The organism is Mycobacterium timonense, from assembly GCF_025821985.1.
Classification (GTDB): domain Bacteria; phylum Actinomycetota; class Actinomycetes; order Mycobacteriales; family Mycobacteriaceae; genus Mycobacterium; species Mycobacterium avium.
In genome coordinates, this window is sequence record NZ_JACKSY010000116.1 from 44,849 (window position 1) to 57,260 (window position 12,412).

The 12,412-nt window shown below is 68.3% G+C and carries 12 protein-coding genes; 6 read left to right on the plus strand and 6 right to left on the minus strand.

Annotated features, from left to right (window positions below):
- Positions 1 to 25: 25 nt before the first annotated feature.
- Positions 26 to 1,105 carry a class II fructose-bisphosphatase gene (gene glpX / locus H7I87_RS28255; protein WP_003875378.1) on the minus strand — a complete coding sequence of 360 codons (1,080 nt, stop codon included), beginning with the start codon at positions 1,103 to 1,105 and terminating at the stop codon, positions 26 to 28.
- Positions 1,106 to 1,160: 55 nt separating this feature from the next.
- On the opposite strand from glpX, the gene H7I87_RS28260 reads away from it, so the two are divergent.
- From H7I87_RS28260 to H7I87_RS28270, 3 genes are all read left to right on the plus strand, one after another.
- The gene (locus tag H7I87_RS28260; RefSeq protein ID WP_011724011.1) at positions 1,161 to 1,847 is read left to right on the plus strand and encodes a DUF4245 domain-containing protein; all 687 of its coding nucleotides are present in this window, start codon (positions 1,161 to 1,163) and stop codon (positions 1,845 to 1,847) included.
- A 13-nt stretch (positions 1,848 to 1,860) separates the two neighbouring features.
- Positions 1,861 to 2,664, plus strand: coding sequence for a dienelactone hydrolase family protein (locus H7I87_RS28265; protein WP_011724012.1), 804 nt, complete (start codon positions 1,861 to 1,863; stop codon positions 2,662 to 2,664).
- An 81-nt stretch (positions 2,665 to 2,745) separates the two neighbouring features.
- Positions 2,746 to 4,290, plus strand: a complete 1,545-nt coding sequence (locus H7I87_RS28270; RefSeq protein WP_011724013.1) for a carboxylesterase/lipase family protein — start codon at positions 2,746 to 2,748, stop codon at positions 4,288 to 4,290.
- On the opposite strand, the gene H7I87_RS28275 is transcribed toward H7I87_RS28270, so the two are convergent.
- The 4 genes from H7I87_RS28275 to H7I87_RS28290 all read right to left on the minus strand — a co-directional run bounded on the left by H7I87_RS28275 (position 4,287) and on the right by H7I87_RS28290 (position 7,527).
- Positions 4,287 to 5,387 carry a 3-beta-hydroxysteroid dehydrogenase gene (locus H7I87_RS28275; protein ID WP_009975382.1) on the minus strand — a complete coding sequence of 367 codons (1,101 nt, stop codon included), beginning with the start codon at positions 5,385 to 5,387 and terminating at the stop codon, positions 4,287 to 4,289. The two genes, H7I87_RS28270 and H7I87_RS28275, sit on opposite strands and share 4 nt — an antisense overlap.
- Positions 5,388 to 5,448: 61 nt before the next feature.
- Positions 5,449 to 5,697 (minus strand): exodeoxyribonuclease VII small subunit, encoded by a 249-nt coding sequence (locus H7I87_RS28280; RefSeq protein WP_003875383.1) that lies wholly within the window; start codon positions 5,695 to 5,697, stop codon positions 5,449 to 5,451.
- Positions 5,687 to 6,934: an exodeoxyribonuclease VII large subunit gene (xseA, locus tag H7I87_RS28285; protein ID WP_009975385.1), complete on the minus strand. Its 1,248-nt coding sequence runs from the start codon at positions 6,932 to 6,934 to the stop codon at positions 5,687 to 5,689. Before xseA ends, H7I87_RS28280 begins: the two co-directional genes overlap by 11 nt.
- Positions 6,931 to 7,527: a lipid droplet-associated protein gene (locus tag H7I87_RS28290; RefSeq protein WP_011724015.1), complete on the minus strand. Its 597-nt coding sequence runs from the start codon at positions 7,525 to 7,527 to the stop codon at positions 6,931 to 6,933. Before H7I87_RS28290 ends, xseA begins: the two co-directional genes overlap by 4 nt.
- Before the next feature lie 89 nt (positions 7,528 to 7,616).
- On the opposite strand from H7I87_RS28290, the gene H7I87_RS28295 reads away from it, so the two are divergent.
- Positions 7,617 to 8,615, plus strand: a complete 999-nt coding sequence (locus tag H7I87_RS28295; protein WP_009975388.1) for a 4-hydroxy-3-methylbut-2-enyl diphosphate reductase — start codon at positions 7,617 to 7,619, stop codon at positions 8,613 to 8,615.
- Positions 8,616 to 8,631: 16 nt separating this feature from the next.
- On the opposite strand, the gene H7I87_RS28300 is transcribed toward H7I87_RS28295, so the two are convergent.
- Positions 8,632 to 9,825, minus strand: coding sequence for a DUF6542 domain-containing protein (locus H7I87_RS28300; RefSeq protein ID WP_080516334.1), 1,194 nt, complete (start codon positions 9,823 to 9,825; stop codon positions 8,632 to 8,634).
- A gap of 130 nt (positions 9,826 to 9,955) precedes the next feature.
- Between H7I87_RS28300 and ychF the strand changes: the two genes are divergently transcribed.
- Positions 9,956 to 11,029, plus strand: a complete 1,074-nt coding sequence (ychF, locus tag H7I87_RS28305; RefSeq protein ID WP_009975391.1) for a redox-regulated ATPase YchF — start codon at positions 9,956 to 9,958, stop codon at positions 11,027 to 11,029.
- Between the two features lie 199 nt (positions 11,030 to 11,228).
- Positions 11,229 to 12,173, plus strand: coding sequence for an HNH endonuclease (locus H7I87_RS28310; protein WP_003875389.1), 945 nt, complete (start codon positions 11,229 to 11,231; stop codon positions 12,171 to 12,173).
- Positions 12,174 to 12,412: the final 239 nt, after the last annotated feature.

Genomic DNA, 12,412 nt, shown 5'->3' on the forward strand with positions numbered 1-12,412 from the left:
GGCTTCCTCGTTCTCGGGTCGGTTCTCAGGGCAGGGGATAGGCGGCAGAGCTGTCGCCGGTGAAGTCGATGGCGGAGTACTCGTTGAGCTTCGACAGCCGGTGGTAGGCCTCGATCATCCGGACGGTGCCCGACTTCGATCGCATGACGATCGACTGGGTGGTGCAGCCGCCGGGGTAGTACTGCACACCCTTGAGCAGGTCACCGTTGGTGACCCCGGTGGCGCAGAAGAAGACGTTCTCACCGGAGACCAGGTCCTCGGTCGTCAGGATCTGGTCCAGGTCGTAGCCGGCGTCGATGGCCTTCTGGCGTTCCTCGTCGTCGCGGGGGGCCAGCTGCGCCTGGATGGCGCCGCCCATGCAGCGGATGGCGGCGGCGGCGATGATGCCCTCCGGGGTGCCGCCGATGCCGGCCAGCATGTCGGTGCCGGAGTGCGGGCGGCAGGCCGAGATCGCGCCGGCCACGTCGCCGTCGGTGATCAGCCGGATCCGGGCCCCGGTCTCGCGGACCTCGTCGATGAGCTTCGCGTGCCGCGGCCGGTCCAGGATGCACACGGTCATGTCGCGCACCGACAGGGCCTTGACCTTGGCGACGGCCTTGATGTTCTCGGCGATCGGCGCGGTGATGTCCAGCACGTGCGCGGCCTCGGGCCCGACGGCGATCTTGTTCATGTAGAACACCGCCGACGGGTCGAACATGGCGCCGCGGTCGGCCACCGCCAGCACGGAGATGGCGTTGGGCATGCCCTTGCTCATCAGCGTGGTGCCGTCGATCGGGTCGACGGCGAAGTCGCATTCCGGGCCGTCGCCGTTGCCGACCTCCTCGCCGTTGTAGAGCATCGGCGCGTGGTCCTTCTCGCCCTCGCCGATGACCACCACACCGCGCATCGACACCGTGTTGACCAGCTCACGCATCGCGTCGACCGCCGCCCCGTCGCCGCCCTCTTTGTCGCCGCGGCCGACCCAGCGGCCGGCGGCCATGGCGCCGGCCTCGGTGACGCGGACCAGTTCCAACGCCAGGTTGCGGTCTGGTGCCTCGCCGCGCGGCCGGCCCTGCGCCGGGGCCCGGCCGGTGGCGGCGGACGAGCGGTCGCCCTCAACTGTCATGGTTGCTGATTGTCCCAGAAGCGGATCGGTCCGCGAGAACTGGGATACTTGGAGGATGACCGAGCAGCCGTCGCTGAATGCCAGCTCGCCGGGCGAGTCTGCCGCGGCGGCCGGGCCCGTTCGCAGGCCGGAGAAACCGCGGCTGCTGCAGGACGGCCGCGACATGTTCTGGTCGCTGATACCGCTGGTGATCGGGTGTGTCGTGCTGGCCGGGCTGCTGGGCATGTGTTCGTTGCAGCTGCACGGCAGGCCGGGGCCCATCCCGTCCTACGATGCCGCGGCGGCCCTGCGGGCGGACGCGGCGACGCTGGGCTTCCCCGTCCGCCAACCGGCGCTGCCGGCCGGCTGGCAGGCCAACTCCGGCCACCGCGGCGGCATCCAGAACGGCCGGACCGACCCGTCGACCGGTCAACGGCTCAACGCCCCCACCTCGGTGGTCGGCTACATCAGCCCGACCGGGATGTATCTGAGCCTGACGCAGAGCAACGCCGACGAGGACAAGCTGATCAACTCGATTCATCCGTCGGCCTACCCGACCGGAACGGTCGACGTCGCCGGAACCAGCTGGGTCATCTATCAGGGTTCCGGTCAAAGCGGCGCGGACGCCGAGCCGGTGTGGACGACCCGGCTGACCGGCGCGGGCGGCGCCACCCAGATCGCGATCACCGGCGCCGGAAACGCCGAGCAGTTCCGTACGCTGGCCTCGGCGACCCAGTCGCAACCGCCGTTGCCCGTGCGCTGACGAAAGGCCGAGCATGACTGCACCAGAGGCTGATCTGTCCGGCTGGTCGGTGGCACCGTTCAGCGGTGGCGGCTACACCCACGACGTCTACCGCAAGGGCGTGGGCCCGGGCGTGGTGCTGATTCCGGAGCTGCCGGGGATTCATCCCGGGGTGTTGGCCCTGGGTAATCATTTGGTGGACAACGGTTTCACGGTCGCGATGCCGTCGCTGTTCGGTGAGCCGGGCAAGCCGGTGTCGCCGGGCTACCTCGTCGCGGGCATGACGAGGGCCTGCGTGGCAAGGGAATTCGCCGCGTTCGCCACCAACAAGCAGCGGCCGGTGTCGTTGTTCCTGCGGGCGTTGGCCCGTGACCTCAACGCGTCGACGCCGGGTGACGGGGTCGGGGTGATCGGCCAATGCTTCACCGGCGGTTTCGCGTTGGCCGCCGCGGTCGACGAGAGCGTGCTGGCACCGGTGCTGTCGCAGCCGTCGGTGCCCTTCCCGCTGGGCGCGACGCGGCGCCGCGACCCCGGCGTGAGCGAGGCCGAGCTGGCCACCGTGGCCGACCGGTGCGCCAATGAGGGCTTGTGCGCCATGGGTTTACGGTTCAGCGAGGACTGGACGTCGCCGCGTGAGCGGTTCACCGCACTCAAGCAGCGGCTCGGCGACGCCTTCGAGGTGATCGAGATCGACTCGCGCCCGGGCAACGAACACGGATTCGGCAAGACGGCGCACTCGGTGCTCACCCTGGAGGTCCGCGAAGTCGACGGCCACCCGGCCTACGAGGCCCGCAAGCGGGTGGTCGAATTCCTCACCCAGCGGCTGGGCGCGCGCTAGGCGAACCGCCTCGGGCCGCGCCGCTCATCGACCATAATGAGGCGACGCCGTTTTCAGTTTCTTCCAGGAGGTTTTGTGCGCATGGCGGTCGATGACCTCGTGGTGGAAACCGGTTACGGCCCGGTCCGGGGCGTCCCAGTCGACGGTGTCAAGGCGTGGAAAGGCATTCGCTACGCGGCGCCGCCCATCGGCGACCTGCGCTTCCGCGCGCCCCAGCCGCCCGAGCGGTGGACCGAGGTGGCCGACGCCACCGTCTTCGGCCCCGCCTGTCCGCAGCCGGTGTTCCCGAACATGCCGCTGGATTTGGGTGCGCCCCAAGGCGAAGACTGCTTGCGGCTCAACGTCTGGGCATCCGCCGACACCCAACCCGGGGACGCCAAGCCGGTGATGGTGTGGCTGCACGGCGGCGCCTACGTGCTGGGGTCGAGCAGCCAGACGCTCTACGACGGCCGCCGGCTGGTCAGCCACGGCGACGTCGTGGTGGTGACGGTCAACTACCGGCTCGGCGCGCTCGGCTTTCTCGACCTGTCGTCGCTGAACAGCGCGGGGCGCAGCTTCGACTCCAACGTCGGGCTGCGCGACGTGCTGGCGGCGCTGGAGTGGGTGCGCGACAACATCACCGCATTCGGCGGCGACCCGCGGCGGGTCACCCTGTTCGGCGAGTCGGCAGGGGCGGGGATCGTCACCACGCTGTTGGCCAGCCCCGCGGCCGCGGGCCTGTTCGCCGCTGCCATCGCGCAGAGTTCGCCGGCCACCTCGGTGTACGACCGTGACCGCGCCGCCCGTGTCGCCGAAGCCTTCCTGGGCAAGCTGGGCATCACCGCATCGGAGTCACGACGGCTGATCGACATGCCGATGGCGGCGATCCTGGCCGCCTCCCAACAGGTGTTCGACGAAGTGCCGGTGCGCAATCCGGGGACGCTGGCGTTCGTCCCGATCGTCGACGGCGACGTGCTGGCCGACTATCCGGTGAAGGTGGCACAACAGGGCTGCTCGCACCCGGTGCCGCTGATCATCGGTACCAACCAGCACGAGGCGGCGCTGTTCCGGCTGATGCGCTCGGCGCTGATGCCGATCACCCCGCACGCCATCACCTCGATGTTCAACCAGATCGCCGCCGAACAACCCGACTTGCAGCTGCCCACCGAAAAGCAGATCGGCTCCGCCTATTCCCGATTCCGCCGCAGGGCAAGGTATTTGAGCATCGCCACCGACGTGGGCTTCCGGATGCCGTCGGTGTGGCTCGCCGAGGGGCACGCCCGGGTGGCGCCGGTGTATCTGTACCGGTTCGACTACTCCACCCCGCTGCTGAGGCTGCTGATGGTCAAGGCCGCGCACGCCACCGAATTGCCTTATGTCTGGGGCACTCTCGGTGCGCCCAAGGATCCCACCCTCAAGCTCGGCGGCAGCAAGACCGCCAAGGCGGTGTCCAAGCGGGTGCGGACCCGATGGACCAACTTCGCCGCGCACGCGAAACCGGCGGGCCCCGCCGGCAGCCCGGAGTGGGCGCCGTATCAGGAGCAGGACCGCGCCTGCCTGATCATCGGCAAGAACGACGTGCTGGCCCACGACGTGGACGCCAAGGCCCGTGCCGCCTGGGGCAGTGAGATGGTCAGCTTCCGCTAGGCGGATGCCTTGCCCGCCAAGGCTTGTCGCTTCATCTGTTCGAACATGCCGACGTAGTACGGCAGGCATTCCGACATCGCCTGCTCGGTGGTGAACAGCGGCTGATAGCCGAGGTCGCGCGAGGCCTTGGCGATGGAGAAGAAGTTGTCCAGATACAGCCGCTCGACCGCGAGCGGCTCGAGCAGCGGCGCCGGGATCCCGAACCTGAAATGCAGCCGCTGCCAACCCGTCATCGCCGCGCGCACGATGGGGCCGTTGACCCGGACCCGGGGCCAGTTCACGCCGCAGGCCTCGACCACCGGCCGGGCGAACTCGAACATGTTGATCGGCTCGGCGTCGTTGATGAAGTACGCCTGACCGGGCGCGGTGCCGCCGGGCGTCAGGTGCTGGGCCGCCAGGATGAAACCGTGAATCAGGTTGTGCACGTAAGAGTTGTCCAATCGGGCGGATTTGCGGCCGATCAGCACCTTGACGTGGCCGGCGATCACGCTTTCGAACAGCTTGCGGAACATGGTTTGGTCGCCCCGGCCCCAGATGCCACTGGGCCGGATCGCACACGTCAGCATGCCGTCAACGCCGTTCTGGCCCAAGACGAATCGCTCGGCGAGCACCTTGGTCTCGGTGTAGAGGTCGTTGAACCGGTCGGTGTAGGGCAAGGTCTCGTCGCCGCCGACGATGTTCTGGCCGCCCATGACGACGCTGTTCGACGAGGTGTAGACGAAGCGCTGCACGCCGGCCGCCTGCCCGGCACGGACCAGATTCTCGGTGCCGCCGACGTTCACCGCGAAGCTGCGCTGCCGGTACTCCTCGGTGACCGAGGCGCCGCCCATCAGGTCGATGATCGCCGCGGTGTGAAAGATCGTGTCGATGCCCTCGACCGCGGCGGCGCACACACCGGCGTCGGTGATGTCGCCCTGCAGCACCTCCAGGTGTGGGTGCGCCGGCAGCGGCGAGGGGGCGCGGTCGAAGGAGCGAACCTGATATCCGCGCTCGAGCAGGGTGGTCACCAGGTTGGCGCCGACGAACCCGGAGCCCCCGGTGACCAGAACGCGACCCAGTTCGGCCGTCAGCGATGGATCACCCATGGGGCCGATCATAACTGAAACGTGTTCCAGTTTCGAAAAAGTGTGGCAACGAAGCTCTCCAATAGGGTCGAATTCAGTCGTCGTCAGCCTCGCCCGCGGCGAGGGCGTCTTCGATTCTCTTGCGCGCTCCAGCTAAGTGCTCTTCACAGCGTTTAGCCAGCTGTTCGCCTCTTTCCCACAAGTTCAGCGACGCGTCCAGGTCCAGGCCGCCCTGTTCCAGTTGCCGCACGACCTCGATCAGTTCGTCCCGGCACGCCTCATAGCCCAGTCGACTAATAGGTGTAGCCGCGGCGGCCTGCTCGTCCTTCTTGTTATTCGCCATCGGTCGGTCCCTCGCTCAGCGCCGCCACGGCGCCGTCGGCGACCCGGACCCGCAGCCGGGTGCCCGCCGGCGCGTCGCCGACCGTACGCAGCACGTGGGGGCCGCCGGCGCCGACGGTCTGCACCACGGCGTAACCGCGGGCCAGGGTGGCCGCCGGGCCCAATGTCGCCAGCCGGGCGCGCAGGTGGCCGATCCGCTCGGTTTCGGCGGCGGTCAACCGGGTGACGTCGCGCCGAATCGCCGACCGGGCGCGGTGCACCTCCTCGGCGCGTGCGGTCAACGCGCGCAGCGGCTCGGCCAGCACCGGGCGGCTGCGGATCTGGGCCAGCGCGCGTTGCTCGCGAGATACCCAGTTGCGCAACGCCTGTGCGCTGCGCCGCCGCAGGTCGTCGATCAGCCGCTGTTCGGCCGCGGTGTCGGGCACCACCTTCTTCGCGGCGTCGGTGGGGGTGGCCGCGCGCACGTCGGCGACCAGATCGCACAGCGGGTTGTCGGGTTCGTGACCGACCGCGCTGATCACCGGGGTGCGGCAGGCGGCGATGGCGCGGCACAGCGTCTCGTCGGAGAACGGCAACAGGTCCTCCACGCTGCCGCCGCCGCGGGCGAGCACGATGACGTCGACCTCGGGGTCCCGGTCGAGTTCGCGCAGGGCCTCCACGATCTGCGCGACCGCGTTGGGTCCCTGCACCGCGGTGTTGCGCACGGCGAAACGCACCGCGGGCCAGCGCCCCGCCGCGACGGTTTTCACGTCCCGCTCGGCGGCGCTCGCCCGGCCGGTGATCAGCCCGATCATGTTGGGCAGGAAGGGAATTGGCCGCTTGAGGCGAGGGTCGAAAAGCCCTTCGGCGTCCAGCAGTCGGCGTAGCCGCTCGATGCGGGCCAGCAGTTCGCCCACCCCGACGGCGCGGATCTCGGACAGCCGCAGCGAAAACGTGCCCCGGCCGGTGTAGAACGAGGGCTTGCCGCACACCACCACCTGGGTGCCTTCGGCCAGTTTCACCGGGGCGTTGAGCACCAGGTCGCGCGGGCAGGTCACGGTCAGCGACATGTCGGCGGCCGGGTCACGCAGCACCATGAACACGGTTTTGGAGTCCGGCCGCAGCGACACCTGGGCCAGCTGACCCTCCACCCATACCGTGCCCAGCCTGTCGATCCAGCTCGCGACCCGAATTGCCACCGCGCGCACCGGAAATGGGTTCTCGGCGGAGTTCGGTTCGGAGGTAGCGGCCCGGGTCACTTCGCGTTCGCGCGGGTGATCCTGTTGGCCAGCAGCGTCTGAAACGGCGCCCGGCCCTTGGTGGCCTGCTCGTAGGCCAGCAGCGCCTCGAGTTCGTCCACGCTCAGCGATTGCAGCCGGGCCCGCAGCTGGGCCAGCGTCAGCGCCGAGTAGTCCAGTTCGGTGACCACCGCCGGTGTCGGGACCGACGCCTCGGCCGCCGGCTTCGCGGACGGGCGGGCCGACCTGGTCAGGGCGCTGGCGTCGTCGTGCGCGTCGGCCACCGAGTAGAGCGCGAATCGGCCCTCGGCCCGGCGCTCGCCCTCACTGCCGTCGGCCGGGTTGGCGTAGCCGTCGGCCGCGTCGTCGATGTCCTCGTCGAAGGTCGCCCATTCCGGCTTCTCGTCCTTGGGCGGAAAGATGGATTCGAGGGTGCTGTCCCCCTTGATCACCAGCTCTGCGAGGTTCTGCTGAAAGCGCATCACGATGTGGGCGGCCTGGCTGGCCAGCGTCATCGGATACATCAGGATGGTTTTCGGCAGCCGCATGGTCTCCTCAACGGCGACTGTCGCCGCGCCGACCAGCAGCCGAACTCCATACGGTGCAGTAGCCATGGGTCCAAGATTGCCTCAAGCGGCGGCTAACTCCAAGCCCGCCGGCGCGAGCTGGCAAGCCCGTGTCGGCAGAACGTACCCTGGATGCCATGCCGCCGACCGTCGACATGGGGATTCCCGGCGCATCCAGCTCCGTAGCCGTCAACCCGTCCCGCAAGCGCGTGCTCCTGGCCGAGCCGCGCGGATACTGCGCGGGCGTGGACCGGGCCGTGGAAACCGTGGAGCGCGCACTGGAGAAGCACGGCCCGCCGGTGTACGTGCGCCACGAGATCGTGCACAACCGGCACGTGGTCAGCACCTTGGAGAAGGCCGGCGCGGTGTTCGTCGAGGAGACCGACGAGGTTCCCGAAGGGGCGATCGTGGTGTTCTCCGCGCACGGCGTGGCGCCGACGGTGCACGCCGCGGCCGCCGAACGCAACCTGCACACCATCGACGCCACCTGCCCGCTGGTGACCAAGGTGCACAACGAGGCGCGCCGGTTCGCCCGCAACGACTACGACATCCTGCTGATCGGCCACGAGGGCCACGAGGAGGTGGTCGGCACCGCCGGGGAGGCGCCCGACCATGTGCAGCTGGTCGACGGGGTGGCCGCGGTGGACAACGTGACGGTCCGCGACGAGGACAAGGTGGTGTGGCTGTCGCAGACCACGCTGTCGGTCGACGAGACCATGGAGATCGTCGAGCGGCTCCGGCAGCGGTTCCCCAAGCTGCAGGACCCGCCGAGTGACGACATCTGCTACGCGACCCAGAACCGCCAGGTGGCGGTCAAGGCGATGGCGCCGGAATGCGACCTGGTGATCGTTGTCGGCTCGCGCAACTCGTCGAACTCGGTGCGGCTGGTGGAAGTGGCGCTGGGCGGCGGGGCCGGTGCGGCCCACCTGGTGGACTGGGCCGACGACATCGACCCCGCGTGGCTGGAAGGCGTCACCACGGTGGGCGTCACCTCGGGCGCGTCCGTCCCCGAGGTCTTGGTGCAAGGCGTGCTCGAGCGGCTGGCCGAGTGCGGCTTCGACGTGGTGCAACCGGTGACGACGGCGCAGGAGACCCTGGTGTTCGCGTTGCCGCGGGAGATCCGCTCAGCGCGCTGATCGCCTCAGGCTGACGTCAGGCGTCGTACTCCCAGGACTCCGCCGGCGGCCGACCCTGCGTCCGGCCCGGCGTCCGCGAACGGGTGCGGCGCTCGGTGTGCGGTTCTCGCGGCTGGCCCGGCGCGGCGGCGCCGCGGTAGCGGACCTGCGAGATGGGGTGATGCGTCCCGTTGGCGCCGGTCGACGCGGGGCGGCGGCGCCGGGGCTCATACGGCGGCTCGGGGGTGTCGTAGCGGCCCAGGTTCTCCGGCCCGCTCGGCGGGTCGTAGCCGTCGAAACGGCTGCTGCGCGGCACGGGTCGTTCGTAGGGACTGCGCCGGGGCCGCGGCTCGCGACGCGGCTCGCGCGGTGGTTGGCCGCGCAGCTCGGGGTCGGCGTCGGGCCGGGGGCGGCGGCGCGTGCGCCGCGGCGGTTCGGCGGCGTCGTAGTTGCGGCCGGCGGTGTCGTAGTTGCGGGCCGCCGCGCTGCGCCGGGCGGCGCGCCGCGGCCGTTCGGGGCGTTCGGCCGGTTCGGCGGCGTCGTCCAGCGGCGGGCGCGCATGCCGCGAGCGGGTACGCGAACTGCTTGCCGACGAGCGAGTGCTGCGCGCGGTGCGCCGCGTTCTCGACGACGAGCCCGACCGGCGGGTGCGGCGCCGCTGTGCGCTCTCCTCGGTGGTATCGCCGTCGGAGTCGGGGTGCAGCGCCGCCCGCACCTTGGCCACCAGGCCGCCGACGAGGGACTGGATGTCGACACTGGGGCCGGCGGCGGCGTCGTCGGAGCCGGCCGCCGTCGTCGACCGTTGACCGTGCCCGAAATACCAGCGGACCAAGCCGATCGCCAGCACGGCGCCGGCGGTACCCAGCATCAGCGGGAACCGCTCGATCAGCGGATAGCCGCAGTTGATCAGCAGGTCTTTGAGCCGGCCCACCTTGGCGTCGTGGAACAACCAGTAGGCCCCGGGCACCGCGCAGAACAGGATCAGCGGCGGCTGGATGATCGTGGTGAAGATGCCGTCCTGGCGCACCGCCAGCACCGCCGCCACGCAACCGGCTATATAGAAGCCCGCGAAGACGTGGGTCAGCTCCTTGTGACCAGCGTCGATTCCATAGCCGATGGCGGTCGCGGTGACGGCGACAAGCACGGCCGCGTACCAGGGGAGGCCTGGGATGTTTGGGTGGATCGAACGGTGGGCGCTCGCCACCGTCGAACTTGCCCGCTGTGCTGACACATGTAGACCGTACCGGGAATGGACCGAAAGGCTCGTAAATACCTCGTAGCGATCGCGGGCGTGCCACGGCGTGGCGCAGGAATGGTCGCCCGGATGGTCGCCGGCGCCGGGCCCCTAGACTTGATTCCCTGTGAGCCTGAGCCTGGGAATAGTGGGCCTGCCCAATGTCGGCAAGTCGACCTTGTTCAACGCGTTGACCCGGAACAACGTGGTCGCGGCCAACTATCCGTTCGCGACGATCGAGCCCAACGAGGGCGTGGTGCCGCTGCCCGACCCGCGGCTGGACAAGCTGGCCGAGATGTTCAAGTCCGAGCGCATCGTGGCGGCGCCGGTCACCTTCGTCGACATCGCCGGCCTGGTCAAGGGCGCCTCCGAGGGGGCGGGGCTGGGCAACAAGTTCCTGGCCCACATTCGCGAATGCGACGCCATCTGCCAGGTGGTGCGGGTGTTCGCCGACGATGACGTCACCCACGTCGCCGGGCAGGTGGACCCCAGGTCCGACATCGAGGTCGTCGAGACCGAGCTGATCCTGGCCGACCTGCAGACGCTGGAGCGCGCGGCGGGCCGGCTGGAGAAGGAGGCCCGCACCTCCAAGGAGCGCCGGCCGGTCTACGAGGCGGCGCTGGCCGCGCAGGAGACGCTGAACGGGGGCAAGACGCTGTTCAGCGCGGGCACCGACACCTCCCTGCTGCGCGAGCTGAACCTGTTGACCACCAAGCCTTTTCTCTATGTCTTCAACGCCGACGAGTCGGTGCTGACCGATCCCGCGCGCATCGCCGAGCTGCGCGAGCTGGTCGCGCCGGCCGACGCGGTGTTCCTGGACGCGGCCATCGAATCCGAGCTGATCGAACTCGACGACGAGTCGGCGGCGGAGTTGCTGGAGTCGATCGGGCAGACCGAGCGCGGCCTGGATGCGTTGGCGCGGGCCGGTTTTCACACGCTGAGGCTGCAGACGTTCCTGACCGCGGGGCCCAAAGAGGCGCGGGCGTGGGTGATTCACCAGGGCGATACCGCGCCGAAGGCCGCCGGGGTGATTCACAGCGACTTCGAAAAGGGTTTCATCAAAGCCGAAATCGTCTCCTACGACGACCTGATCGCCGCGGGGTCGATGGCGGCGGCCAAGGCCGCCGGCAAGGTCCGGATGGAGGGCAAGGACTACGTCATGGCCGACGGCGACGTGGTCGAGTTCCGGTTCAACGTGTAGCTCGGCGCCGCCGCCGAGCGTGGGGGATATGCACGCAGCTGGTGCGATTTTCGTACGTTAGACCCACGCTCGACGATGCGATTGAGCAGCCGCTCGGTTGCGACGTGGTATCTCGCCAAAAGGCCGAAACCACTCGTAATGCTTTGCTACAGTCCGGTTCGCTAAACGGAAGACTCTGCAAAGGGATGCTTGACTCGGCATGGAAGCTTTCGTAACGATCGTCTTAATTGGGCTTGCGGCCATCGTCCTGTACAGGGTCATTCTGTACATCCTCAAGGAGCGGTACTTCGCCAGCGAGGAATTCCTGGCCCACAAGAAAAAGATCGCATCGGTGGTCGCCGAGCACAACGAGGTCGCCGATTACGTCTCGGAGATCCGCAGCGGTGGGTCGTTCAGGCTTGGCGCGTCATCTGCCGGCGCCCAAGCACATCTGGCGTCTTTTCAGAACACCAGCCATTGGAATTACCGCCGGGACCGGAACGTAGCGAATTACGAAGCGCCGGACGTACACAACTGTTCCCTACAGGTTGTCCGCAATGCCAAGGCCGATCCCCTCAAGTACGTGATGAAGTACTTTGGAATTAAAGCTGACGAGGCCCATCTCGCCGAGGTGGAAAACTTGGGCGATAGCATCACGCGACTGGAAGATGCGGTCAACAACCTTGCGCAGCGCGAGGCGAGCATCACCAAGTCTTTCAATCCGCCTGCGTTCATCTTGAAGCACTACTTCGGTGAGTTTATGAAACACGTCGGTGTTGAGTTGTCCCCGATCAGGGTTCCGTATCCTGTGTACGTCTTTGAGTACGTCAGTGCCGGCGGAAATAGTTCGCAGCGCACAACCGTCACGTTGGACACCCCAGCAATCGACGCGCTCATCGAGACACTGTCGCAGAAGATTCGCTGGAGAAAGAGTGCTGCCGGCCAGCGGGCGCTAATGACCTCGAGGCTGCGCAACTCCATAAAGGTGCGTGATCATTACACCTGCCGGTACTGCTCGGTGTCGCTCGCGGCTGAACCTCACCTACTTCTCGAGGTGGACCACATCGTGCCCATCTCCAAGGGCGGCATGTCTACTCCCGACAATCTTCAGACTCTGTGCTGGCGCTGCAACCGCACGAAGTCCAACAAGGTCGCGACCGCCTGACGGCTTGCTGCATACGTTCCCGGAGGCGGTGTGAAGGGACATCCGAAGCATCGTTTGGTTCCGGTTCAACATCGATCTCGATGCCTGTTCAACAGTCGTCGCGCGTCGCTATGCCGGTTGTGCCCCGTGAAGTGGTGTAAAGCCGATCGGCGTTTCGCTTGAGGCTCTGCGAGTTTCCACTATGCCGTGATGGCGGCGGGGACGGCAACGGATTGGTCGGCTGAATCGGAGCGGGGATG

What these genes read in the sequence shown, in the direction of transcription:
- H7I87_RS28310 (WP_003875389.1), top strand. Translation starts at nt 11,229, where the DNA reads ATGGAAGCTTTCGTAACGATCGTCTTAATTGGGCTTGCGGCCATCGTC.
- H7I87_RS28270 (WP_011724013.1), top strand. Translation starts at nt 2,746, where the DNA reads ATGGCGGTCGATGACCTCGTGGTGGAAACCGGTTACGGCCCGGTCCGG.
- H7I87_RS28260 (WP_011724011.1), top strand. Translation starts at nt 1,161, where the DNA reads ATGACCGAGCAGCCGTCGCTGAATGCCAGCTCGCCGGGCGAGTCTGCC.
- H7I87_RS28280 (WP_003875383.1), bottom strand. Translation starts at nt 5,697, where the DNA reads ATGGCGAATAACAAGAAGGACGAGCAGGCCGCCGCGGCTACACCTATT.
- glpX (WP_003875378.1), bottom strand. Translation starts at nt 1,105, where the DNA reads ATGACAGTTGAGGGCGACCGCTCGTCCGCCGCCACCGGCCGGGCCCCG.
- H7I87_RS28265 (WP_011724012.1), top strand. Translation starts at nt 1,861, where the DNA reads ATGACTGCACCAGAGGCTGATCTGTCCGGCTGGTCGGTGGCACCGTTC.
- H7I87_RS28290 (WP_011724015.1), bottom strand. Translation starts at nt 7,527, where the DNA reads ATGGCTACTGCACCGTATGGAGTTCGGCTGCTGGTCGGCGCGGCGACA.
- H7I87_RS28295 (WP_009975388.1), top strand. Translation starts at nt 7,617, where the DNA reads ATGCCGCCGACCGTCGACATGGGGATTCCCGGCGCATCCAGCTCCGTA.
- H7I87_RS28275 (WP_009975382.1), bottom strand. Translation starts at nt 5,387, where the DNA reads ATGATCGGCCCCATGGGTGATCCATCGCTGACGGCCGAACTGGGTCGC.